This window comes from Acidobacteriota bacterium (assembly GCA_030697165.1).
Lineage (GTDB): Bacteria > Acidobacteriota > Vicinamibacteria > Vicinamibacterales > UBA2999 > 12-FULL-67-14b.
In genome coordinates this window covers 91,819-116,844 of sequence record JAUYQQ010000016.1, presented here as the reverse complement: position 1 = coordinate 116,844, position 25,026 = coordinate 91,819, and the positions used below count along the sequence as shown (strand labels likewise).

The 25,026-nt window shown below is 66.8% G+C and carries 17 protein-coding genes; 9 read left to right on the top strand and 8 right to left on the bottom strand.

Annotated features, from left to right (window positions below; all coding sequences use genetic code 11):
• Window positions 1–3,513, bottom strand: coding sequence for a UvrD-helicase domain-containing protein (locus Q8T13_16630; GenBank protein MDP3719389.1), 3,513 nt, complete (start codon window positions 3,511–3,513; stop codon window positions 1–3).
• Window positions 3,510–6,767 carry an exodeoxyribonuclease V subunit gamma gene (locus Q8T13_16625; GenBank protein ID MDP3719388.1) on the bottom strand — a complete coding sequence of 1,086 codons (3,258 nt, stop codon included), beginning with the start codon at window positions 6,765–6,767 and terminating at the stop codon, window positions 3,510–3,512. The genes Q8T13_16630 and Q8T13_16625 overlap by 4 nt, the downstream gene beginning before the upstream one ends.
• A 182-nt stretch (window positions 6,768–6,949) precedes the next feature.
• On the opposite strand from Q8T13_16625, the gene Q8T13_16620 reads away from it, so the two are divergent.
• Window positions 6,950–8,026, top strand: coding sequence for a hypothetical protein (locus tag Q8T13_16620; protein MDP3719387.1), 1,077 nt, complete (start codon window positions 6,950–6,952; stop codon window positions 8,024–8,026).
• Between the two features lie 16 nt (window positions 8,027–8,042).
• Here Q8T13_16620 and Q8T13_16615 read toward each other — a convergent pair whose 3' ends face one another.
• Complete coding sequence (locus tag Q8T13_16615) at window positions 8,043–9,479, bottom strand: PQQ-dependent sugar dehydrogenase (GenBank protein ID MDP3719386.1); 1,437 nt, start codon at window positions 9,477–9,479, stop codon at window positions 8,043–8,045.
• A gap of 74 nt (window positions 9,480–9,553) precedes the next feature.
• Between Q8T13_16615 and Q8T13_16610 the strand changes: the two genes are divergently transcribed.
• The 3 genes from Q8T13_16610 (at window position 9,554) to metK (ending at window position 12,936) form a co-directional block, all read left to right on the top strand.
• Window positions 9,554–10,930: a serine hydrolase domain-containing protein gene (locus Q8T13_16610; GenBank protein MDP3719385.1), complete on the top strand. Its 1,377-nt coding sequence runs from the start codon at window positions 9,554–9,556 to the stop codon at window positions 10,928–10,930.
• Between the two features lie 37 nt (window positions 10,931–10,967).
• The gene (locus Q8T13_16605) at window positions 10,968–11,489 is read left to right on the top strand and encodes a sulfur transferase domain-containing protein (GenBank protein MDP3719384.1); all 522 of its coding nucleotides are present in this window, start codon (window positions 10,968–10,970) and stop codon (window positions 11,487–11,489) included.
• 277 nt (window positions 11,490–11,766) lie between these two features.
• Window positions 11,767–12,936 (top strand): methionine adenosyltransferase, encoded by a 1,170-nt coding sequence (gene metK / locus Q8T13_16600; protein ID MDP3719383.1) that lies wholly within the window; start codon window positions 11,767–11,769, stop codon window positions 12,934–12,936.
• 319 nt (window positions 12,937–13,255) lie between these two features.
• Here the strand turns inward: metK and Q8T13_16595 are convergent, their stop codons facing one another.
• From Q8T13_16595 to Q8T13_16585, 3 genes are all read right to left on the bottom strand, one after another.
• Window positions 13,256–14,026 (bottom strand): hypothetical protein, encoded by a 771-nt coding sequence (locus tag Q8T13_16595; GenBank protein ID MDP3719382.1) that lies wholly within the window; start codon window positions 14,024–14,026, stop codon window positions 13,256–13,258.
• 312 nt (window positions 14,027–14,338) lie between these two features.
• Complete coding sequence (locus tag Q8T13_16590; protein ID MDP3719381.1) at window positions 14,339–15,682, bottom strand: CapA family protein; 1,344 nt, start codon at window positions 15,680–15,682, stop codon at window positions 14,339–14,341.
• Window positions 15,683–15,777: 95 nt separating this feature from the next.
• Window positions 15,778–16,137, bottom strand: coding sequence for a hypothetical protein (locus Q8T13_16585; protein ID MDP3719380.1), 360 nt, complete (start codon window positions 16,135–16,137; stop codon window positions 15,778–15,780).
• A 148-nt stretch (window positions 16,138–16,285) separates the two neighbouring features.
• Between Q8T13_16585 and Q8T13_16580 the strand changes: the two genes are divergently transcribed.
• Genes Q8T13_16580 through Q8T13_16570 form a run of 3 tightly spaced genes read left to right on the top strand, consistent with a single transcriptional unit; the run spans window position 16,286 to window position 21,078 of the window.
• Window positions 16,286–17,494, top strand: a complete 1,209-nt coding sequence (locus Q8T13_16580) for a hypothetical protein (GenBank protein MDP3719379.1) — start codon at window positions 16,286–16,288, stop codon at window positions 17,492–17,494.
• Window positions 17,491–18,231: a pseudouridine synthase gene (locus Q8T13_16575; GenBank protein MDP3719378.1), complete on the top strand. Its 741-nt coding sequence runs from the start codon at window positions 17,491–17,493 to the stop codon at window positions 18,229–18,231. Before Q8T13_16580 ends, Q8T13_16575 begins: the two co-directional genes overlap by 4 nt.
• 42 nt (window positions 18,232–18,273) lie before the next feature.
• The gene (locus Q8T13_16570; protein ID MDP3719377.1) at window positions 18,274–21,078 is read left to right on the top strand and encodes a PAS domain S-box protein; all 2,805 of its coding nucleotides are present in this window, start codon (window positions 18,274–18,276) and stop codon (window positions 21,076–21,078) included.
• Window positions 21,079–21,116: 38 nt separating this feature from the next.
• Here Q8T13_16570 and Q8T13_16565 read toward each other — a convergent pair whose 3' ends face one another.
• Both Q8T13_16565 and Q8T13_16560 read right to left on the bottom strand, forming a co-directional pair.
• Complete coding sequence (locus Q8T13_16565; GenBank protein MDP3719376.1) at window positions 21,117–21,401, bottom strand: hypothetical protein; 285 nt, start codon at window positions 21,399–21,401, stop codon at window positions 21,117–21,119.
• Window positions 21,402–21,403: 2 nt separating this feature from the next.
• Window positions 21,404–22,087, bottom strand: a complete 684-nt coding sequence (locus Q8T13_16560; protein ID MDP3719375.1) for a hypothetical protein — start codon at window positions 22,085–22,087, stop codon at window positions 21,404–21,406.
• 181 nt (window positions 22,088–22,268) lie between these two features.
• Here Q8T13_16560 and Q8T13_16555 point away from each other — a divergent pair, with 181 nt between their 5' ends.
• Window positions 22,269–23,708, top strand: coding sequence for a TIGR00366 family protein (locus Q8T13_16555; GenBank protein ID MDP3719374.1), 1,440 nt, complete (start codon window positions 22,269–22,271; stop codon window positions 23,706–23,708).
• A 172-nt stretch (window positions 23,709–23,880) separates the two neighbouring features.
• Window positions 23,881–25,002: a hypothetical protein gene (locus Q8T13_16550; protein ID MDP3719373.1), complete on the top strand. Its 1,122-nt coding sequence runs from the start codon at window positions 23,881–23,883 to the stop codon at window positions 25,000–25,002.
• Window positions 25,003–25,026: the final 24 nt, after the last annotated feature.

Below are 25,026 nucleotides of genomic sequence, written 5' to 3'. Positions count from 1 at the left end.
TCAGATCTTGAGAATCAGGCCGGTCGCCGGCTGTCCCGTGGCGCGGGTGACCGCGTCCAGGTAGATCGACACCTGGCGGACGTACGCGTCCTCGGCCGTGGCGATCTCGATGTCGGTCTTGAAGTCGATCACCATCCAGCCGGCATCGGTTTCGTAGGCCAGGTCGATCTGGCCGTCCACGATCTGCGGCGTTCCAGTGCCGTCATCGGTCCGCAGCGCCATGGGCACTTCGCGCCACACGCGCCGGCCGGCGGCCTCGGCCGCGCGCGCGTCTGCCAGGCGCGGATGCTTGAGGGCGTTGACCACCATGACGCGTGCCGCTGCCTGTTCTTCGCCGGTGGCGCCGAGCAGCTTAGCGTGCAGGGCGGCAAGCTCTTCAACTTCGCCGGCGTTGGCGGATAGCGGAACCGACGCCAGCAGCGCGTGGACCAGCGTGCCAAAGCGCTTGCCCGAAGGACGTGGCGAGCGCACCGACGCATCCTCAACCGCGACCGCCGACACTGGGCGCCCGTCATCGCCCGACTCCTTCAATTGCGTCGGCGTCGTGACGATCATCGACGGCGCTGATCCTTGCGCCTGCACCAGGGCACGCTGCGCCTTCCATTCGTCGTAGCGCGCGCGGTCGGCGGCGACGTCCAGGGGGTTCGCATCCTTCGAGATCAGATCGTCGCGACGCAGCCCAAGCGCCACGTCGCCCGAGCCTTCCAGCAGCAGCGGGTCCCACCACACGACCGAATAGCTTTGGCCGGACTCGTCGGTGAGCTGGTAGGTGCCCGGGCGCACGGTATCGTCAACCGGCTGCCCGTCGGCGCGGGCATCGGCCATGATCGTCTGTTTCCCCTTGAACAACGGGACGCCGCGGGCGGGCGACGGCGATTGCCACTGGTCGCGCGGCGGATAGAGCGCGCGATTGAGCGGGCGCAGCCATCCCTTGTGGTACGGCCCGTCACCAACGGCGGGCACGATCAGCACGTCGCGCGCGCGGGTGGCCGCCACATAGGCCAGCCGGATCCCTTCGGCTTCATCGCGCTTCGCCTCCTGGTCGTTGTGTTCCAGCAGCTCAACCGGCGACCAGCCGCCAATGCGCATGGCACACAGCTTGTTCGCCGGATCGAGATAGCGCGAGGCGTCCTCGAGGCTCAGCTTGCAGGCGATGTCGGCCAGCACGACCACCGGAAACTCGAGGCCCTTGGCCTTGTGCACGGTCATCATGCGCACGCCGTCGCTACCCTCTTCGAGGATCGGCGCCTCGGGTGAGTCGGCCCGGCCAGAGGCATCGTGCAACGTATCGACGAAGCCACGGAACGACAGACCGCCCTCCGCTTCGTAACGACGTGCCAGATCCGAGATGTGCAGGACATTGGCCAGCACCTGCTCACCGCCGCGCCACAGGATGAACCCCGCATGCGCACGCGTGATCGCAATCAGCCGGCCAATGGTGTCGGCCACCGGCCGGTGGTTGCGCGCGGCATGCAGTTCCCGCAGCGTGGTCAGCGCCTTCGCCACCGGCTGCAACCGCTCCGACAGCTCCTTCGGCACGCGGTACGGATGAAAGGCGCGCGCGATTGAGTGGTACTCGAGCAGCTCTTCCTCACCGATCGCGAACAACGGGCCATGCAGCGACGCATACACCGACAGTTCGTCCTCGGGCCACTCGACGGCGGTCAAGGCGGTCCGAATGGCATCCACCTCCTCGCGCTCGTGAAAGGTCTTGCCGCCGACCAGCAGGTGGGGAATGCCCGCGCCTTCGAGGGCCTCGACGTACTCGCGGGTAATGTCTTTGCCGAAATGAAGGAATCGCCTGAACAGCAGGCAGACATCGCTGGCCACGATCCGTCGGCGCTGCTCACCTGCCCCACCCGCCCCACCAGCCCCAACCGTCCATGTGCATTCCGGTGACAGCAGCCAGCCCAGGAACGCCGCAATCGCCGGCGGCTGCGATTGGTTGAGGGCCGTCTGGGTCACTTGCGGCGGTCCGTACATCTGCCGGCCGTACGGGCGCGGCACCGGCAGCGCGACGATCGCCGGCTGCTCGGGGGTATCTTCCCGGTGACGCAGCAGCGGCACGTAGTCGGCTTGCAGCGAGTCCTCGTCGCCATCCATCTCGGGCTGGAACGCGGCGTTTACGAAATGCTGGATCGCGGGCACGCTGCGAAAGGATGTCTGCAGCGTCACGGCCATGGCGCCACTAGTGGCCAGGCCGCTGGCAATGCGGCGATAGGCGCCGACGTCGGCGCGGCGGAAACGATAGATCGATTGCTTGGGGTCGCCAACAATGAACAACGCGCCGGGACGGAGTACGCCCCGATCGTCGCCGGCGAGACGCAGCAGCAACTCCGCCTGCAGCGAGTCGGTGTCCTGGAACTCATCGACCAGGATCACGCGGAAGCGCTCGCGGAACTCGCGGCACACCTCGGCGTTGTCGCACACCAGGTCGCGCGCCTTGATCAGCAAGTCGAGAAAGTCGAGGGCGCCGGCCTCCTGCTTGCGCTCCTCATAACGCCGCAGGCAATCGCGCATCTCCTCGTGCAGCAGGGCCGCGAGGTCGGCATCGGCCAGGTCGCGAAACGCCTGCAGGTCGCGCACGAGCTCGGCGTGCGCCGCCAGTGCCTGCTCGCGGGTCACGCCAATCGCAAACGCCGCGCCGGTGCCCTTCTTCGGATGCAGGAAGTCGCGATGGTCCGCCAGCGCGACGAGCGCCGCCTCCCAGCCATCCCAGGTTCCCTCCGGCACCATGTCGCCAACCCGCCGGCGCTGGCGCTCGATGTCCTGGCTCGTGGTGAGGGCCACACCCACGGACGCCGAGAATTTGTCGTCCCGCTTGATCGGCTTGCCAGCCATCTCGGCAAACCCGCGCAGCTTTCCGGTCAGCAGCTTGATCGCTGCCAGGCGGTCGTACGACGGCCGGCGCCACGGCGCCGAGTAGTCGCGCCACTCGCGCAGGCTGCGCGCCGCCACCCGCAAACGCTCAATCGGGCCGTCCTCGCTGTCATCGTCAAACCGCCACCTGACGGGCCGCCGCAGCGACCGGCGGACACCCTCCTCGGCATTGCCCAGCTGCTCGTGCAGCCAGGCCGTGAACGCCTCTTCGAACAGGCGCTCGGCCTGCGCGTCGGCCAACACCGTGAACGCCGGATCGACCCGCGCCTCGACCGGCCGCTCGCGCAGCAGCTCGGCGCAGAAGCCGTGAATGGTGGTGACGTGGGCTTCTTCGAAGTCGTGCACGGCGGCATCGAGGCGCTGCCCGGTGTCGGTCTCGGGCGAAGTCCGCGCGCGGGCGCGTTCCAGCTCTTCGCGCAACCGGAGCTTCAATTCGCCGGCCGCCTTCTCGCTGAACGTCACGGCGACGATCTGGCCGATGGTCGCCCGCTGATGCTCGATCAGCGCGACGATGCGACCGACGAGTTCGGTGGTCTTGCCGGTGCCGGCGGCGGCCTCGACGATCAGCGTCTGGTCGAGCTCGCGGGCAATGAGCTGTCGGTTCTCCTGGACGGCCTTCTTGCCTCCCGTCATGGGATCTTCCTCAGCGCGTCGAGGTCGCTGAACAACTTCGCGTCCTTGCGTCGGGTACGCTGCTCTTCGCCGCGCCCGCACACCACCTGGAAATCACACCATTTGCACGCCTCGTGGGCTGGGCGCGCTGCGAGCGCGCCGTGCTCGATCGCGCGATCGACGATTTCGAGCACCTCGAGACCCCGCTTCGGCGCATCACCCATCAACGGGATCTCGTACGGCTGGAACCCGCCCGCCGTGGTGCAGAAGAACAGCCGGCCCGAGAACACCGTTTCTTCCGGGAAGAGCGCCTTCAGCGCAAGGCCGTAGATCACCGGCTGCAGCACCTTCCCGCCATCGACGACGGTCTGGCCGGAGCGGGTGCGGTTCTTGCCGGTCTTGTGATCGGTGACGCGCAGGAAGCCGGTCGTGCGGTGACGCTCAATCATGTCCATCGAGCCACGCAACTTGAAGCGGCCATCGACGAGCGCCGGCTCGGCCACGCTGTGCGGGTCGCGCCCGTCCATGTCGGGCAGGCCGAAGCTGAACTCGAACCGCTCCGGCGTCCAGTGCACGCCCTCGTCCGCCAGCTTCTCGAGCCAGGTGTGCAGGTCCTGCGTCATCAACGCGACCTCGTCGCGCCAGACGCGGTCGATCGCCGGATTGAGCCGGTCGTACTCGCGGTCGTGCACTTCGCGAATCGCTTTCGTTAACCACTGTTGCGCGGCCGGCAGGTTGCCGTCCGACAGCGGTAATAGGCCCTCGGCCTGCAGCCGGCGGAGTGCCGCGGCCTGCATCTGGTGAAACAGGTCGCCGCGCGTCAGCGGATCCATCTTCTGCAGCGGCGCGGGCGTGTCGAGCGGGGCCAGGCGATAGACCGCGGCCATCAGGAACTGGTAGGGACAGGCCGAGTAACGCTGTAGCGCGGTCAGCGAGTAGGGGCGCGCGGCCAGCCGCTGTGCCGCCAGCGCGTCGCGGGTCGACTCGGCCGATCGGACAATTCCGTCGGCGGGCTCCCACTGCTTCCGGTGATGCCGCAGCCAACGTGACGTGAGCGATCGCTGCAGCTCGGGGCTGAGTTCGTAGAGGTACCGGGCGCGGCCCTTCGCGGCGGCCGACTTGGTGCCGAGCAGCGCGGCCAGCATCGACAGGTCGTGCTCGAAGTCGTCGATCGCGGTCGTGGGGTCGACCGGCGCGGGACGGGCCAGGGCGGAACCGCCGGCCTGCAACGCCCGCGCGGCGATGATCTGCGCCGGCGGAATATGACCTTCGATCGCGCGCGCGATGTCGAGCACGTAGAACGACGGCACCCGCGGGCGAGACTCGTTCAACTCGATTCGCGGGAACGACACGTACAGCCGCTCGGCCGCGGCGCCGACCGCCAGCGACAGCTGGAGGCGCTCGTCGGCCGCCCGCCGCGCCTGGGTCGCGAGCGCCGAATCGGTGGCCTCCCGCCGGCGATCGGGCAACAGCGAATCTTCGCGAATGCGCTGGGGAAACATCCGCTCCGCCAGCCCCGGTACGAACACGACCTTGAACGAGCGGCCGCGGGCCGCACTCGGCGTGCCGACGAACACGCGGCCGTGCCGGCGGCGCGGCGGCTCGTGGGTCAGCGACGACAGGCGCGGCGTCAGCACGTCGCGCACTTCCCGCAGGCTGACCGGCCCGACCGCCGACAGCGGCGCGAGCTCGCGCAGCACCCTGACCACGCGCTCGGGTTTGGCGAGCACCCGTGGCGCCAGCCGCTTGATGGCCGACAGCCACGCACCCCAGGACTGCGAGGGGAGCCACTCGGCCATCTCGGCGAGAATCGGCTCCGCAAACGACCGCAAGGCGCGCAACTGCTCGCGATCGCGGACGAGCGCGCGCACGCGCGAGGCATCTGGGTCCTCGGAGCCGGCCTCACGGACGCGGCGATCGTATTCGTGCTCGAGCCCGGCGAGGCGCCGCTGCCAGCGATCGAACTTGCCGATTACCGCCGCTTCGACGATCAGGTCTTCCCACCGCCACGGCGCGCGCAGCGTGCCGGCCAGGTCGTAGGTGGACTCGCCGCGCGCGACCTGCGCGCGCGCCTCCTCGTCGGGTTGGGTGTCTTCGGCCCGGTCGGCCGGCGGCAACAGCGCTTCGACCAGCTCGTCGGCCGGCGGCGACCACTGATCGGCATTGCCAGCATCGTTCAGCGGCACCTGGCCGAGCGAGACGTATTCGGCAAACCTTCGCGCCGATAGCTCCTCGTCCGCGCACGCGAGCAGGGCGAGCATGGCGCGGCCGGCGGGATCGGGCCGCCTGGTGCCACGGTGAAACCAGGCGGGAATGCCCGCGCGATCGAGCGCGTGCTCGAGCACGCTCAGATAGGTGCCCGGCGCGCGCAGCAAAATCGCCATCTCGTCGAACGCCGTGCCACGGGCGGCTTCCTGCAACAGGCGCCGGGCAATCTCGATCGATTCGCGCCCTTCACCGGGCGCCGAAAACAGGATCACCGAGTCGTCTTCCTGGCCGGCCGGCGGTGTCTCGTCGGCGAACAAGTGGCGCTGCAGGCGCTGCAGGGCACGGGCGCCTTGCAGCGGCGCCGACGAATCAATGCCGAGTTCGTCGAGTGTTCGCCGATCGCCCGACGGCGCGGTGATCATCACGGTCTTCGCGGCGCCAATCACCGCTCTGACAAACACTGCCTCCGCTTGCGAGTGAATCGCGACATCCAGCAGCAACACGGTCTTGTCCGCGAGCAACTCGCGGTGCGAGGTCAGCTCGGCGGTGGCCGTCTCGAGCATCGTGGCGTAGTCGATGGCGCCGGCCTTGCCGCGCTCCTCGATGGCTCGCTCGAGCAGTTGGGACAGGTCGTCATTGGCCGGGTGGCCGACCAACCGCTCCGAATCGAGTCCGGCCATGCGCAACTCGCCGAGCGTCCGGCTGAGCGCGCGCGGGAATCCGGGCATGTGGGCCACGGGCGCGAAGTAGCCAAGCTGCTGGCGTTTCAGCAAATCGTCCGCAACCCGGGCGGCCACCGCCTCGTCACTGAGCGGAGCACTCGGGGTGAGGCCCTGTCGCGCCAGGGCCGGCACCGCCAGCTTGGCCACGAGCTCCGTCAGGCCGACCCGCGTGACGCCGAACGTCGCGCCGCGATCGGCCGCCAGCGCCAGCGCAAACTCGTCGGCCGCGCCGCGGCTGGCGCCGACGATCAGGATCGGCGGCGTGACGGCATCAAGGCTCGCCCGCGCCTGGGCAAGCCGGGTTGCGCTCGAGGGCGAAACGATGGAGAGAATGGATTTGGACAAGAAGGACCCGGACGCACGTCGAGGATACAACGCCGGGGACACGTTCCACGGATTAGGACACCGGTGGCAAACGTAAACTCATAAAAACAGGCGTAGAATGCGGGCTTCCGCCCACTTCAGCCCGGCATGGCCCTTGCTCAGGAGAAGTTAGACTTCTCACTTCTTACTTCAGGGGAACGGTTATGGAGTTCAACAAGCTGGTCTTCGCGGGATTGTCGATTGGGTGCCTGGCGGCGGCAGCCGGCGGGTCGTACCTCGCGGTCCGGCAGAATCAAACTTCAGGTGCCTCGGGTGCCTTGGGTGCCTACGGTGCCTCAGGTGCTGCGGGCGCGCCGGTTGAACCTGCTGGCGCGACCACACCAGGCGCTCCCGTGACCGAGTCGGAAGGGGTCATTGCGCCGGAACCATCGACACCGGCCGCGACGGCGCCGAGCACCCCCACCCGTCGCATGCAGGAGATCGCCCAGGCCCCCGACAAGCCGACCCGCGCCTCGGCCGCGTCGACGCGTCCGGCCTCGCCGGCACCCACTCGACGCCCATCGACTCCCGGCGAGACCCGCGATGCGGGCCTCACCGCTCGCTCAGGGCAGACGCCTGAGTCGCCGGCACCTCCTGTGGCTCCCACTGCGTCTGGCGGTACGATGTGGGAGTCGCGTCCAACCGTGCAGGCATCGGCGCCGGAGTATCCCGAGCCCGAGCCGCCTGCTCCGCCACCACCACCCGTACCCGAATTCGTTGACGTCACCGTGCCGTCGGACGCGGTGCTCGGCCTGCAGATCGAGCGGACCGTGTCGAGCGAACTGGCCCGCGTGGAAGACAAGGTCGAAGCGCGCGTGACGCGCGACGTGCGCGTGGAGAACCGGGTGGCCATCCCCGCCGGCTCGACGGTGCGTGGGTCGGTCACCGAGGTCGACAAGGGCGGACGCGTGAAGGGCACGGCACGCCTCGCGATCCGTTTCCACACGATCGTGTTGGCCGACGGCACGCAGCTGGCGCTCAAGAGCGATCCGGTTATTCGTGAAGGTCAGTCACCTGGCGGCGAAAGCGCGGCCAAGGTCGGCGGTGCCGCAGTCGGCGGCGCGATTCTCGGCGCGATTCTGGGCGGAGGGCGCGGCGCGGCCATCGGCGGCGCCGTCGGCGCGGGCGCCGGCACGGCGGCGGCGATGAGCAACGACCGCAACCCGGCGACGCTGACGGCCGGCACCACCGTCACGGTGCGCATGCAGGCGCCGGTCACGGTGACGGTGCAGAAGGAATAGCGCGCGAGCTGACTATTCAGGGCGCCAGGACGCGAATCGTCCCGTCGCCCTTGTTCAGCAGGAACACCCGGCCACCGTTGCCTTCGCTGATGCGCAAGTCCGCGCGGGTGGACGGCTTCTTGCCCTGGGCGGCATTCTTCTCCTGGATCACCTGCAGCGCCGTCTTCGCCGTGCCGTCCGCGTTGATCAGAATGCGGCGAATCGATGCCTGGCCGCCGTCGGGCAGGCGATCGGCGCTGACGTAAAAGATCTCGCCGCTCGGCATGTCGGTGAAGATCAGCAGGTTGGCCAGTTGCGGCAGTTCCTTGCCGCGATACACCATCAAACCGCTGGCGGCCGACTGGTTCTGCATCAACTTGTCGTTCTGGTCCCACTCGGCCACGGGATAGGTCATGGCCGGATCGCTCCGCGGCTTCTCGATGCTCACGGCCTGCCGGCTGATGAACCGGAAGCTCCCCTCCCAGTCGTTCCAGCCCAGGTTGGCGCCGGCAGTAACCGGGCTCACTTCCTCGACGATGTTCTGGCCGATGTCGGCGACGTAGAGGGCTCCGGTTTGCGAATCCCATGCGAACCGCTGCGGGTTCCTGGTGCCGTAGGCGTAGGTCTCGCCAAGCGCGCCGGCGCGGGACACAAACGGGTTATCGGCCGGAATGCCGTACTTCTTGTTGGCGCTGCTGGTGCCGAGCGGATCGATGCGAAAGATCTTGCCGAACGCAGAACCCAGGTCTTGCGACAGGCGCAACGGATCGCCGCCGCTGCCGCCGTCGGCCACGCCGACGTAGAGCAACCCGAACTCGGGTGTGCCGGGCCTGGCCAGCGGGTTGAACGCCAGGTGACCGGCGTTGTGGTTGGCATAGGGCTGGCGGAAGCGCATCATCTCGCGCGGGGGGCCGCCGTCGTAGGCCGGTGCGCCGGGCGTCTTCGCGGTCCACTCCAGCAGCACCGTATCGTGCGTGGTGGCGGTGTGGCGGGTCGTGAAGTCCGGCGACGGCGCCTGGTTGGAGGTGTCGGTGTAGGCGTAGAACTTGCCGAAGCCGGGCGTGCCTGGCTGGCCGAACTGCGGGTGGAAGGTGAAGCTCTGGAACCCGCGCTCGCGCCCGCCGAACTGCACGGCCACGCCCCACGCCGGCGCGTTGATGTCGAGGTAGACGGCGACCTTGCCGTCGTAGCTGATGCTATAGATCGGCCCGCGCATGTCGTTGACGAACATCCGCCGCGTCGCGGGCTCGTCCACGAGATTCATCATCCGAGCGGCTACGCCGTCAATGTCTGGCAGCGAGGCAAACTCGCGCGCGTTGACCCTGATCACGCCGGCCGTCTGCTCGATCGGCTCGGGAAAGGGGTCGTTGCTCTGCCCAGGCAGCAGCGGTGCGGCCGGCTGAGGTGGCTGCGCCGCCACCGGCGACGCGACGAGGAGCGCAATCAGGATCAGGAGCGGGCAGGTGGCAGGCATGTGGGTACTACGATAACCCCGACCTTACAAATTCTTAACCTGCTTGCGGCCTTGACCCGGTGTAGAACTTGGACATGGTGTTACGCCACCCGCTGCGCTCGCTGCTGCTCGTCTTCACCATCGTGGCCGGCCATGCCTTCGCCGGCCAGGTGCGGACGGGACCGCCGCCGGAGATCCGGGCGCTGTTCGACGCCTTCACGCAGGCCATGAACAGCGGCAGCGCTGACACCTGGGAGGCGTTCGTGCAGGCGCGCTTCGCGCCGGCGCTGGCCGAGAAGTCCACGCCCCAGCAACGGGCGCAGATGTACGCGATGCTCGCCAAAGACTTCGGCGCCATCGCCATCGAGCGGGTGAACCGCGAGGGACCAGACGCACCGCTGCAGGTGAACGTCAAGGGCAGCCACGGCAACGGGGTGTTCATTCTCAGCATCGACGACAGTTCGCCGCCTCGCATCACCAGCTTTGGCGTCGAGGCCGGCGAGCGCGGCGGCGCAGGCGCCGACGCCGTGCCAGCACCGCCCGTCGACCGCACGCTCACGAGCGACGAGCTCGACCGGCGCCTCGATGGCTATTTCAGGAAGCTGGCCGCCGACGATGTGTTCTCGGGCGTGGCGCTGGTGGCGCGCAACGGGGTGCCAGTGTTTACCGGCGCCTTCGGCCTGGCCAATCGCGAGAGGAAGATCCCGAACACGATTCACACGCGCTTCAACATCGGGTCGATCAACAAGGAGTTTACGCAGGTCGCGATCCGCCAGTTAATACGCGAGGGCAAGCTCTCGCTCACTGACACGCTCGGCAAGTTCTTCCCAGACTACCCGCAGGCCACCAGCCGCGCCGCGACCGTCGAGCAACTGCTCACTCATCGGGGCGGTCTCGCCGACTTCTTCGGGCCCGAGTTCAACAAGACGGCCAAGGATCGCTTCGGGTCGAACGCCGACTACTTCGCGTTCGTCGGCAGCCTGCCACCCAATTTCGCGCCTGGCGAGCGCAATCAGTACTGCAACGGCTGCTACATCGCGCTCGGCGAAATCGTCTCCAGGGTCTCGGCCATGCCCTACGAGAAGTACGTCGCCGACCACATCTTCAACTGGGCCGAGATGACGAGCACCGGGTACCCGCGCAGCGATCGCCCGGCCGACGACATCGCGCTGGGCTATACGCGGCGTGGGGGCGATGGCGCGCTCCGCAGCAACCTCGCGCTGCACGGTGTCACCGGCAGCGCGGCGGGCGGCGGCTACTCCACGGCGCTCGATCTGTTGACCTATGCGAAGGCGGTCCGGGCCGGCCGCTTTCCGGGGTCGGAGCCCGGGCTGGGCATTGCCGGCGGGGCACCGGGTACTAATGCCGTGCTGGAGGCGCGCGGCGAATGGGTGGTGATCGTACTGTCGAACTTCGATCCGCCGGTGGCCGAGCGGCTCGGGATCGCGATCGCCAACGCTCTCGCGCGTTAGCGTCCCGTCGTATGATTGGGCCTGGAGGCTGATTATCATGCGTTCACTTACCACCGCCCTCATTCTCGCCCTGGGCGTTGCCACCCTTGCGGCTCAGACGAAACAGGAACGAGCCGGCATCGTCAACTTCACCAAGGTCGACGCGGTGGTCGCCTGCGGCGGCGCCACCGAAACCGCGGCGCTCGAGGGCCTGGCCAAGGACGGCTTCAAGGCCGTGATCAACCTGCGGATGCCGACGGAGAAGGGCGCCAACATCGAGGAGAACGCGGCGCGCGCGAAGCAGGTCGGACTGAAGTACATCAACATTCCCTTCAACGGCCAACAGCCCGATGCCAAGGTGTTCGATCAGTTCCTGGCGGCGATTGCCGACAAGTCGAACCAGCCGGCCTACGTCCACTGCGCGTCGGCCACGCGCGTCGGCGCCGTCTGGCTCGCGAAGCGCGCGCTGCAGGACGGCTGGCCGGTCGAGAAGGCCACGGCCGAGGCCCGGTTGATCGGCCTGGGCAACCCGGCGCTCGAGAAGTTTGCGCTGTCGTACGTCGAGAGCAACAAGAAGTAACAGGAGATCAGGAGTTCAGAAGAACAGGAATTGAGATCTAGTTCTCTTGAACTCCTAAACTCCTTTTGAAATCGCGGTCATTTGACAGCGGTTCGGCCCGAAGGCGATACTGAAGGGTCGTTGGTGCGGCGATTTCTCCGACTTGGTGGGCCGCACTATGAGCTTGGTCGCGCTTCCGGCGCGACCTCGTAAGCTCCGTTGCGTATAGGCGCAGCGCTATCTAAGTCGCGAGGCAGGCCCGCGACTGATCGCGGGCTTTTTTATTGGGAGTGTGAACTTGGGTAATCGATACATCTTCTCGTCGGAATCGGTCGGTGAAGGCCATCCCGACAAGGTCGCCGACACGATTTCCGACGCGGTGCTTGATGCGTGCCTCGCGCAGGACAAGTTCAGCCGCGTCGCCTGCGAGACCTTCGTCAAGTCGAACGTCGTCGTGATCGGCGGCGAGATCACGACCAAGGCCAAGCTCGACTACGTCAAGATCGCGCGCGACGCGATTCGTGGCATCGGCTACGTCAATGACGATGACGTGTTCCACGCCGACAAGGTGTTTGTGAACGTGCTGGTGACGCAGCAGTCGCCCGACATCGCCCAGGGCGTTGACGCCCGCAAGGCGAAGGGCAAGAAGACCGCGAAGCAGGGCGCCGGCGACCAGGGCCTGATGTTCGGCTACGCCAGCAACGAAACACCCGAGCTGATGCCGGCGCCGATCATGTACGCGCACCGCCTGGGCCGCGAGTTGACGAAGATTCGCAAGTCCGGCAAGTGCCCGTGGCTGCGGCCCGACGCCAAGTCGCAGGTCTCGGTGATTTACGACAACGGCAAGCCGGTCGGCATTTCGAACGTGGTCATCTCGACGCAGCACGCGGCGGATGCCGAGCACCGGGACATCGAGAAGTTCTGCATCGAGGAAGTGATCAGGAAGGTACTGCCGGCGAAAATGCTGACCAGTGCCACGGAGTTCCTGATCAACCCCACCGGCCGCTTCGTCGTCGGCGGTCCCCAGGGCGATACCGGCCTTACCGGCCGCAAGATCATCGTCGACACCTACGGCGGCATGGGCCGTCACGGCGGCGGCGCGTTCTCGGGCAAGGATGCGACCAAGGTCGATCGCAGCGCGGCGTACATGGGCCGCTGGATCGCCAAGAACGTGGTCGCGGCCAAGCTGGCCGCGAAGTGCGAGGTCCAGTTCGCGTACGCGATTGGTCACCCCGATCCGGTGAGCGTGCACGTCGAGACGTTCGGCACCGGCACCGTGTCGGACGTGAAGATCATCCGCGCGATCAACAAGGTGTTCAACTTCCAGCCGGCCGAGATCATCGAGCAACTCAGCCTGCGGCGGCCGATTTTCTCGAAGACCACCAACTACGGCCACTTCGGCAAGAACGACAACGACCTGACGTGGGAGGCCACCAACAAGGTGGCGGCCCTGCTGAAGGCCCTGTAAAAAACAACAACGTTCACCGAGAGGCCCTGTTGTCGTATTCGGCACGGGGCCTTTTTTGTGAACAGGAGTTCAAGAGGTAAAGAGCTAGGCCCGCAGACTGCTTCATCCCCTTCCCCGAGTGTCAGTTGCAGTTGGAATCCGGAGCGCTCATCGTGATTAAAGACAGGTGTCGGCTGCGGACGCGGCCGATCGGCAAGTAGGCTTACCTTCTTCAATGTCCGTGAGTTGAGGGGACGTTCCTTATAAGGCCCAAAAAAGAATCCCGGCTCCCATCGGGAACCGGGACTCTTTAGCGTATCGTGGTGCCGCCGGCGCGGGCCTACTTCCCGGTCTGCCGCCTCCCGCCAAACTCGTCGACCCAGGCGAGTCCGTTGTCGACCGCCCAACTGATGTTGTTGAACTCGATGTCGAACACGTAGTAGCCATTCGACCCTGGGTACAGGTTACTGTCGTTTCGGAAGATCCCTCGGAAATGTCCGCGATAGTCCGACGCGTTGGTCGTGTTGGTGATGAATCCGGCCGAGTCCTCTACACCGTTTAAGCCCAGTGCGGTGAATTCATACTCGTACCGCAAGAACGTGCCCTTCGTCGCGTTGCCACTCCCTGCAGGGGCGCAAGCGTTCCACAATCGAGCATAGTCCGCATAGTCCCCGGGGGGGCCGTACACAGCGTTGCGGCCCTTGGCACTGACCGTGAACGTGTCACGGTCACGGCTCCACGAGGCCTTCTGGTTCTGCCAAGCGTCGGCATTATCGTCATAGAGTTGAAAAAACCCGTTATTGGTATTGCTTGGACTGCCGGCGGCATACCAGTGCGTCAGAATAAGATTGTAGTCGGCGTAGTAATCCGGCACGTTCCTTACGGCAAAGATAGTACCGTCGCGCTGGGGCCACACGGTCTCGGTGCAGCGCGGATTCGTTCCGCTGTTGGCGTCTGCCCACGTCTCGTACACCGAGACGGTGCCGGTGTAGCCGAACCGCTCGGACGACGCATAGAACTGGTCGGCTTTGCCCTGCGCTTGTCCCGTCGCAGTGACTTGGCTGGCGACCAGCGTGGCAAGGACCAAAGAACATATAAGGCGCTTCTTCATCGAAGTTCCCTTTCGGAAAGGGCGCAATCGCCCAAATCTATGTCCGTGAGTTGACGGAACGTCCCTAGATGACCCAAACGATCCCAACCCGTTCGATGCGTCACCTCAGCTATCGACGAACTGTCTAGTGGTTGGTAATTACGACTATGGTTCAGTCTTGAGTCGCGAGTCTGAGCCTATCCACAACCCGTGTCAAGGGTCCCTTTGGGTCCCTCTCGACTTCGTCGAGTTGGCTCGCGTGAGTCTCGGCTTTTACGCGGAATTAGCGGTGAAATGGGTTGTTTGCGGTGCGAGCCGTAGCGGCCTAATGATTTACGGGGTCACGATCCCGATGCCGTTCTTCATCACAACCGTCGTGCCAAACGCCTTTGAGCGCGTTGTCATCATCTCGAGGATCCTCGTGGCGTCGGCACCCGACGCCAGCTTCGGCCGGCCGCGGTCCGCGCGCGAGGTCTTGTAGCCCAGCGTGATCGGGTGGAGCTGCAGTTCCACGAACTTGCTCCCCTCCCACTTGGTCGTGGCCAGCACGGAGTCCCAGAACTCGGGGTCGGCGGGAAAACTCCGCCGGTCCTTGTCATAGCGCGCGTCGAGGTACTCTGCCGGCTGCGCGGCGGCGTCCAGGGCGTATTGCTCGTAGCTGTCGGCGGGCATTCGCAACAGCGTTTCGTTCTGGAAGATGAAGTTCGACAGGCTGTAGAGAATCGGCTTGCCCTTGTAGATCTCGACGCCGCGCAGCACATGAGGACCGTGGCCCACGAAGACATCGGCCCCGGCGTCGATCACCGCGTGGGCGAACACGGGAATAAAGTCGGCCGGTAGCGACCGGTTGGCGCCGCTCTCGTGGCAATGTAGCGACACGATCACGATGTCGGCGAGCGCGGCGGCGCTCCGCACGACGCGAGCGATCTCGTCGACGTCCTGCTGGTTCGGTTCGGTGCGCTGGCCTGGCGTGTCGCCAGACACGTACCGCCGCCCGCCGAAGTTCAGCGTGTCACCCTCGGGCGGCGGCTGGCCTGACAGCTCCGAGGCGACGCGCTTCAGGTCAGCGAGCCGGTCCGGCGTCACGACGTACGTGGTTGTGAATCGCAACGGACTCAAGCCTGGCCTCGCAGGCATGTCGCCCCGGGTATTTCCTGCTCGTGATGAGGGCGTGAACGTCGAGGCGGCCGAGATCAGGGCAATGCGGGCGCGGGGCGTCTCCAGGAACTTCGCCTCGCGCGCTTCGGCCAGGCTGTTGCCGACGCCGGCCTCGACGAGCCCGGCCTCGCGCACGTAGCGACTCGTGATCTGCGAGCCGAGCGGGCCGAAGTCGCCGGCGTGGTTGTTGGCGCGCGACACGAGGTCGAAACCGGCCCACACCAATTCCTTGAGGATGGGCGGATCCGTCCGCATCCAGGTACCGCCGCTTTCGTGGGCCGGCGGCGCCTCGTAGTCGTGGAACAGCGTCTCGAGGTTGGTGAACGCAGCGTCCGCCCCGCGGACCAGATCCATCAGCCCGGTGAACTCGGGTTCAACGTAGGGCGACAGCCGCTGCATGATGATCGAATCGCCGGTCAGTGCCAGCGTGACCGATGTGGGCGTCTGGCCAGTGGTCGTCGCCTGACCGATCGCGACCGCGCCCAATAACGCCAAGCCGACCGCCACGCGCTTGATCATGGTGTCCTCCAGCGGTCGGAGTATACCTTGCCTCGTACACAGAAACGGGCCCGCCAGTCGGCGAGCCCGCTTGATCGAGGTTCGAGGCTGGACGGTTAATTCGCCAGCTTGATCGACTTGACGTTGATCGACTTGACGCCGTCCTTCTCGGTCACCTCGCCGGTGACGATCACCTTCTTGGCGACGAAATCCAGCAGCTTGGCGTTCTTGTTGGCGGCGTAGTCGCCGATCACGGTGTAGATGGCATCGGCGGTCAGCACGCCGACGGGCTCGCCGCGCTTGGCGCACGACATGGCGCACGCGGCGTGGGCCTCGCCCTTGCCGGCGTCCTTCTTGTCGGTCGCGCACGCAATATCCACGACCTCGCCCTTCACGGTCATGTCGGCGGCAAACACCGGCATCACCAGTGCCGCCACAAAGGCGGCGCCAGCGACCATCGAAATCACATTACGCATGTAGGGACTCCTTCAAACACGAGGGTTCAAACACGAGGGTTCAAACGAAGGTTCGAGGTTTCCGAACCTCCGTGATGGAACAACCGTGGTCGAACCTCGTGATTGAACCTCCGTGCGAACCAACTGCTGTCCAGTGTACCATTCCGCCGTGCTCCTCTCGCGCCGCAGCAAGGCGGCGATTGTCCTCTTGGTGCTGGCCGTGGGCGGCTGGCTGGCGCTCCCCTATCTCGACGCGATCAGCTTCATCGTTCGCGCCGCCGACCTGCCCGGCGCGCCGGCCACGGTGGCGGCGTGGCGGGCCGCCGCGGTCACGCGTGAGGCGGTCTTCGCGGTGCCGACGCGCACCGGCGACGTGCCGGCCCGCTTCTACCGTCCTTCCGGTGGGGCGCGCCGCACGGTGCTGTTGATGCCGGGGGTTCATCGCGACGGCATCGACGAGGCGCGGTTAATCGGGCTGGCCGAAGACCTCGCGGCGACCGGGTTCGGCGTGCTCACTATTGCCGCGCCCGACCTGCAGCAGTTCAAGATTACGCCGCAGGTCACCGACGTCATCGAAGACGCGGTCCTCTGGGCCAGCCAGCAGCCGCAGTACGCGCCCGACGGCAAGGTCGGCCTGCTGGGCATCAGCTTCTCTGGCGGCCTGTCGATCGTGGCCGCGGGCCGCGACTCGATTCGCGACAAGGTGGCGTTCGTGTTGTCGTTCGGCGGCCATGGTGACCTCGCGCGGGTGATGCACTACCTGTGCTCGGGCGAAGTCCTGGGCGATCTGGAACGGGCCAAGCAGAGTTCGGCGGTCGGTGGCGCCGCGCACGTCGGCGTGCATCCGCCGCACGATTACGGCGTCGCGGTCGTCCTGCTCAGCCTCGCGGACCGGGTAGTGCCGGCCGATCAGGTCGCCGCGCTCAGCCGCGGCATCGATGGTTTCCTGCTGGCTTCGTCGCTGGCCATGACCGACCAGGCCGCCGCGCGCAAGGTGTTCGACGAGATGACGGCCTACGCCGAGACCCTGCCTGAACCGTCGCGGACCTTGATGACGCACGTGAACAACCGCGCCGTCGACAAGCTGGGGCCGATCCTGCTGCCCGTGGCCGATGCGCTCAAGGACCACCCGGCCATGCCCGCGTTGTCGGCCGAGCGGGCGGCGCCGCCGCTGGCGCCGGTCCTGCTGCTGCACGGGGTCGACGACAACGTCATTCCGTCGATGGAAACCGTGCTGCTGGCGGAGTACTTGACAGGCAAGGTCGAGGTCACGGGCTTGTTGAGCGGCCTCATCACGCATGCCGAGGTGAACCGCACCCCCACCCTGACCGAAGTTTGGCGGCTCATGCGTTTCTGGCGGGAGATAATGAACCGGTGAGCAAAGACACGGGGCCCGGCGTCCGCCTTCAGAAGATCCTCTCGACCGCCGGCGTGGCGTCGCGCCGCGCGTCGGAGCAGATGATCCTCGAGGGCCGGGTCACGGTGAACGGCGACACCGTGCGCGCGCTCGGCACCAAGGCCGACCCGTCGAAGGACGCCATCAAGGTCGATGGCCGCCGCATCAAGCTCGATGTGAAAGACCGCTACCTCGTCCTCTACAAGCCGAAAGGCTATGTGACGACGCGCAGCGACCCCGAGGGCCGGCAGACGGTGATGGACCTGATTGGCGAAGGCGCCTACATCTACCCCGTCGGCCGCCTCGACTACGACTCCGAAGGCCTGCTGCTGATGATGACCGACGGCGACCTGGCCGCGCGTCTCACGCACCCCCGTCATGAAGTCGACAAGGTTTACGAAGTGATCGTGCTCGGCGTGCCCGACCCGAAAGCGATGGAGAAACTCCGTAAAGGCGTCTTCATCGACGGCCGCCGGACCTCGCCGGCCGACGTCCGCGCCGGCACCACGGTGACAGGCCACAAGCCGACCACGCTGCTCACCATCACGCTGCGTGAAGGCCGTAACCGCCAGATTCGGAAGATGTGCCGTGCCGTGGGCCTGCCGGTGCGCGACCTGCGCCGGGTCCAAATGGGGCCGATCGGCCTTGGCCGCCTCAAACCTGGACAGTGGCGCGATCTCACACCCGACGAAGTCAGGCGCCTCAAGGCCACGGTCTAGCGCTTAGAATCGGATGGAGCGCTCACCGAGCCAACCTCGACTGTGACACCCGTTCTCAACGGTTCCCCCTTTCGCCGCTACGCGGTGGCCGTAGCCGCCATCGCCCTCGCGGTGCTGTTGCGCGTGGCGCTCACGCCCCTCATCGGTCCGGCGTTCCCGCTCGCGACCATGTTCGCCGCGATCGCGTTCTCGGTCTGGTATGGAGGTTGGGGCCCGGCCCTGCTGACGTCGGTGTTGGGATTCCTGATTATCGACACGATCCTGATTCCCGGCACGATCCTGACGCGTGCGGCATTTCCGGAACTGGCCACCCTCATCGTCTACCTGGCGTCGTGCGCCTCGATCATCGTGCTCGGCGAGACCATGCGCTCCGCGCTGAGGCGGCTTGAATCCGGCCAGCACGATCTGTCGACCGCCAACCTCGCGCTCGAACACAAGGTCGAGGCGCAGTCGCTGCTTGCCGCCATCGTCGCATCGTCTGACGACGCCATTGTCAGCAAGACCCTCGAGGGCCGGATCACGTCGTGGAACAAGGGGGCCGAGCAGCTGTTTGGCTACAGCGCCGCCGAGGCGATCGGGCAATCGATCATGATGCTGGTGCCTGACGACCAGCGGGAGCAAGAGCTTGAGATCCTCGAGCGCATCCGCAGTGGCCAGCGGGTCGAGCAACTCGAGGTGGTGCGCGTGACCAAGTCAGGCGAACGGCGCGAGATCGCGGTGACCATCTCCCCCGTGCACGATCGCCACGGCCGAATCATCGGCGCCTCGAAGACCGCTCGTGATGTCACTGCGCGCAACGCCGCCGCGGTCCGCCTGCAGCACAGCGAGACGGCGCACCGCTTACTGGTCGATGTCCACGACGCGACCCGCGGCCTGAGCGATCCGGGTATGGTCATGCGCGAAATCGTGACTCGCGTCGGCCTGCACTTTGACGTCACGCGCTGCGCCTTTGGGGAAGTCGATCTGGAGTCGAACGTGATCGAGATCACGCGGGGCTACACCAACGGCGTGCCAACCGTGGCCGGCCGCTACCCGATCGAGGTGTTTGGCCCGCGGCTGGCGGGCGAGTTGAAGGCCGGGCGCACGGTGGCCATCGCCGACGTGTTCACGGACCCGCTCACCGACACGCCGGCCGCGCACCAGGCTTACGCGCAGATGCAGATTGCATCGGTGGTGTGCGTGCCGCTGCTGCGGCAACAGCGGCTCGTGGCGGTGATGGTGGTGGCTGATGGCCAGCCCAGGCCCTGGGCGCAACCCGATGCCGAACTGATTGAGCAGGTCGCCGAGCGCGCGCTGTTCGCGGTGGAAGGCGCACGCGCGGTGGCGCGGCTGCGCGAGAACCACGACGTGCTGGCCCTGGCGATGCAGGCCGGCAAGATGGGCGCATGGACCCGCGACCTGACCCTGAACACGGTGTGGTGGAGCCCCGAACTGGCGGCCATTTTCGGGCTGTCGCCGGCGGACCAGGACTACCAGCTGTCGCGACTGTTCGAACTGGTCTCGCCCGAGGACCGGGAGCGGCTGCCGGCGGTGATCGAGCAGGCCCTGAACGCGCGCCAGGACTACACGGTGGAGTTCCGCTTCAAGCACGCCGCAACCGGGGAATGGCGATGGATGGAAGCGCGCGGCAAGGCGACCTACGGCGCCAATGGCCGGCCGCAAATGCTGCACGGCCTCGGCATCGACATTACCGACCAGAAGCACTCCGTTGAGGCGCTACGCGAGGCCGACCGCCGCAAGGACGACTTCATCGCCACGCTGGCGCACGAACTGAGAAACCCGCTGGCGCCGATCAGCTCGGGGCTGCACATCCTGCGGGGGGCCCGCCACGATGCCACGATCGCGACGCAGGCGCGCGAGATCATGGAGCGGCAGGTGGCCCAAATGGTCAGGCTGGTCGACGACCTGCTCGACGTCGCGCGCATCACCACCGGGAAAGTCGAGATGCGGCCCGGGCCGATCGATCTCGCCAGCGCCATCACCGATGCCGTCGAAACGGCCATGCCGGTCGTCACGCGGGGCGGACAGCGGCTGCAGGTGACGCCGCCGGCCGCGCCGATCTACGTCAACGCCGATCGCACGCGACTGGCGCAGGTGTTTGCGAACCTGATCAACAACAGCGCCAAGTACAGCGAGCCGGGCCAACCGATCGACGTCAGCGTGGTGCGGGAGAATGACTGCGCCGTGGTCCGCGTGCGCGATGGCGGCGTCGGCATTCACCCGGAGATGCTGCCCCGGGTGTTCGACATGTTCCGCCAGGCCGATCGCACGGGCGGGCGCTCGCGCGGCGGCCTGGGCATTGGCCTGTTCATCGTCAAGCGCATCGTCGAGATGCACGGCGGCACCGTGGCAGTCGCCAGTGCCGGCCTGGGCCATGGGACCGAGTTCACGGTGCGGATTCCCGCCATGACCGTCAGCGAGGTCCGCTTGCCGGCCGAGGATTCAGGCGCAGGCGCCGAACGGCCGATCGGCCGCCGGATCCTGGTCGTCGACGACAATGCGGATGCCGCCGAGTCGCTGGCCGTGCTGCTCGCCATGAGCGGACACGAGACGCGCGTGGCGAACGACGGCGAGGCCGCCCTGGCCGCCGCGGCCGACTTTCGACCCGAGGTGGTCTTCCTGGACCTCGGCATGCCGACCCTCGACGGCCACGAAACGGCGCGGCGCATCCGCGCACAGCCGTGGGGCCGTGAAGTGGTGCTCGTCGCTCTCACCGGGTGGGGGCAAGCCGAGGACCGCCGGCGATCGAAGGAGGCCGGCTTCAACCATCACCTGGTCAAGCCGGCCGATCCCGCGCAGGTCTCGATGTTGCTCGCGGCGATCCAGGCACCAAGGGCGGCGACTTAGTCGCCAAGGGCGGCGACCTAGTCGCCAAGGGCGGCGACTCAGTCGCCTGGGCGGCGGCTGATGCTGCCCGACCCGGGACCCGGTTCGAGCAAGGCCTCCAACTCTCCAAACGCATCGACCGGTGTCGCCTTGACCGGCCGCGCCGTGCGTAAGCCCGACTTGGGACGAGACCGCGCCAGGGCGCGCTGCAGGGCGTACTCCTGCTCTCGAACCCGTGCTCGCAGGTGCCACAGCATCAACAGCAATCCCACCGCCAGCCACCCGCCCCACGCCGCAGCGAGGTCGGGCGGAACATCACGCATCATGTCGAGAAGTCTGCTCATGGTCAGGGCACCCAGGTGAAGGAGGACGCAGAGCCCAGCGAGTACTTGGTCAACAGCGACTCGAAGATTGGGGCGCGGACGCTCTCGCCCGCCATGGCGGCGCGCAACGCCTGGTCGATGTCGGCGCCGTCGTCCTGATCGAGCACCAGGATGATGACCAGGCGGCGTTGATCCGAGGTGTCCTCACCGTCGGTCGGCGAGTGATGGCCCACATTCAGCTTGCGCACCGGAATCGGGTTCCGCAACACCTGGCGAACCCAGACGGCACTCTTCTCGGCACGCAGCGCCGCCCGCCGCTCTTCCAGCTTCCGGCCGGCCGCGAACGACACGCCGGCCGGAATCTCCTCGGAACTCGCGCCGACGCAGATGATCTCGCTGGCGCTGTTGAGCACCGCCTTCATTGCATCGGTGAAGTGCGGTCGCGCCGAGCCGTGCTCCACGGCATCGAAGGAGTTCATGCGCCATCGGAACTCGTCGCTGAACAGGAGGATGCGGAATGAGGTGCGGCGGCCCTCATCGTCGGTCGCGTTGCGGACCGTAAAGTCCTGGGCGAGTTCCGGCGGCATCGGCAGCACCATCCACAGCGCGCGCACCTGGCCGCCCGTGGCGTTGACCATCCAGCCACCGGCCACAATCCACGCGACAATCGCGCCATAGCGTGCATACCTGACGACGGTAGTCCCCATGTCTTTGGGGAGTGTTGCAGGTTCGTTGCCAAGGCCGCACGGACGTAAATCGGGCGGTTGCGGTCGTGCCCGTCCAGACGAACCACCAAAACCGTCGGTGCGGTTGCAGAACTCGCTCGCGATCGCGGGCCGCTCGGCCGGAATTTGCCGGACCGCAGACCAGTGTTAAGGTTCCCCCCACATGCCCTCATCGCCCCCGCGGGCCGCGGCCACGCCCGAACGGCCTGGCGCCGTTGGCCGGGCCGCGCTTGCCCTGACCGCCTGGACCGAACGATGGATTCCGGACGCCTTCATCTTTGCCCTGGTGGCGACCGTGATCGTCGTGGTCGCGGCGCTCGCCTGGACCCCCGCCTCCGCGGCGCAGGTCGTCGATGCCTGGGGCACGGGATTCTGGGCTCTCATCCCGTTCACCATGCAGATGGCGCTGATCATCATCACCGGGCACGTGCTGGCCACGTCAGCACCGGTCGGCGCCGTGATTCGCGCGATCGCCGCCTGGCCGTCCACGCCGCGAGGCGCGGTCGCGCTGGTCACCTTCTTCGCGATGGTCAGTTCGTGGTTCAACTGGGGCTTCTCGCTGATCTTCAGCGCCGTGCTCGCCCGCGAAGTGGCCCGGCGGGTGCCGCGCGTCGACTATCGCGCGCTGGCCGCGGCCAGCTTCCTGGGCCTCGGCAGCATTTGGGCGCAGGGGCTGAGCGGTTCCGCCGCGCTGCAGATGGCGACGCCCGGTGCGCTGCAGCCGCAAATTCGCGACATCGTCGATGGCGGCATCCTGCCCGGCGGGCTGATTTCGTTCACCCACACCATTTTTCTGTGGCAAAGCCTGGTCTCGGTGCTGGTCGAGATCGTGGTCGTCACGCTGGTCATGTGGCTGGCGACGCCACCGGCCAATCGCGCCCGCACCGCGAGCGACCTGGGCATTGACCTCAACGACCGCGAGCCCCCGGCGCCCGATCCGCGCGGTATGACGCCCGGCGCGTGGCTCGAGCATTCGGCCATCTTGCCGATCTTTGTCGTCGCGCTCGGCGGCACCTACCTGGTGCGCTACTTCATGCGGGCACCCGATGCCATCAACGCCATCACCATCGATGTCGTCAACCTCACGTTCCTGCTGCTCGGCATCCTGCTGCACCGCACGCCGGCCAGGCTGATGCACGCCGTGCAGGCGGCCACGCCCGCCGTCTGGGGCGTGCTGTTGCAGTTCCCCTTCTATGCCGGCATTGCCGGCGTCATCACCGGCACGCACCTGAGCCAGCAGTTGGCGGCGCTGTTCGTCGGCATTTCGAACGCCACCACGTTTCCGGCGGTGGTGGCGATGTATTCGGCGGTGCTGGGCGTGTTCGTGCCCTCGGGCGGGTCCAAGTGGATCATCGAAGCGCCGTACGTCATGGCCGCAGCCCACGAACTGAAGGTGCACCTGGGGTGGGTCGTGGTCGCTTACGACCTCGGCGAGGCCCTCGCCAATCTGTTACAGCCATTCTGGATGTTGCCCATTCTCGGCATGCTCGGCCTGCGGGCGAGGGATGTGATGGGCTACACGTTCGTCGTGTTCCTGGCGCTGACGCCGGTGGTGGTGATACTGGTCACTCTGCTGGGCCTCACGCTCACTTACCCGCTGTAGGAAAGAGTTGAAAGTTGAACAGTTGAAAGTTGGTAGTTGAAGTTAGTAGTTTCAGTTTCAGTGCTGAACCATCCCCACTGAAACTGAAACTGAAACTGACACTGACACTAGAACTTTCAACTTCAACTTTCAACTACCAACTCGTCAACTGACAACTTACAGTTAACAGTTAATGGCGCAGCCTACCTACCCCGCCGCACATGCCGTCGCGGCTGCCGTCAACGCGCACTTCACGCGTCACATTGCCGCCGCCAGCGCCCAGCAGGGCGTGGCCCTGGCCGAGGTGCCGGGCCAGGATGCGATCGAGGCGCTGATCGACGCCGCCTTCTGGGCCAGTCTGCGGCGCGAGGAAGGCCAGACGCCGCGCATCTCGCTGGCGTTGTTACCGACCGATCAGGCGCGTCATCCGCTGGTATTTCACTCGCAGTTGCCGCTTGGGCCGGCCATGCTGGCCAAGGTCGCCCCGGCGGTCGAGCGGCCCGGCATTCACCTGGGCGTGTGGCGATCGGCCCACGGCTTTCACGTGTGGGGCACGACCCGCGACGTCCCGGCGTTCTGCCTGGTCGTCGAGGTCGTCGCCTCGGGCTTGTTGGTGGTGAAGCACCGCAGCGAGCCATTCGGCAAATTTGCGAACGTCGCGGTGCTCGAGGGCGATCAGATCAAGATTGTTGACGAGCGCGGCGGCAAGATTATCCCCGACTGCCCCCCCCTGCTCACGACGCTGATCGGCGCTGTTGACCGGCCGGTCGCGGCCGGGGTGACGGCGGTGCTCGTGCAACTGGCCGCCTCGATGCGGCAGCACGGCCGCGGCGGCGCGCTGCTCGTCGTCCCGGCCGATTCAAGCACCTGGCTCGAATCGGTGGTCACGCCTCTGCCCTACCTGCTCGACCCGCCGTTCTCGGAACTGGCGGGGTTGATGCGGGTCACGTCGCCCGACCCCGATGACCTGAAGCGGGCGGTCGACGCCATTGCCGGGCTCACCGCCGTTGACGGCGCCACGCTCATCACCGATCGCTACGAGGTCCTGGCCTTCGGCGCGAAGATCACGCGCCGCAAGAGCAGCACCCAGGTCGAGCACGTCAACGTCACCGAACCGGTCGAGGGCAGCACGCCGATTCGAACCACGCCGGCGCAATTGGGAGGGACGCGCCACCTGTCGGCGGCGCAGTTCGTGCACGATCAGCGCGACGCCACGGCGCTCGTGGCGTCCCAGGACGGCCGCTTCACGATCTTCAAGTGGTCACCGCACGAGCAACTCGTGCACGCGCATCGAGTCGACGCGCTGCTCTTGTAGAAGGCGGGTCTTCAGACGCGCCGG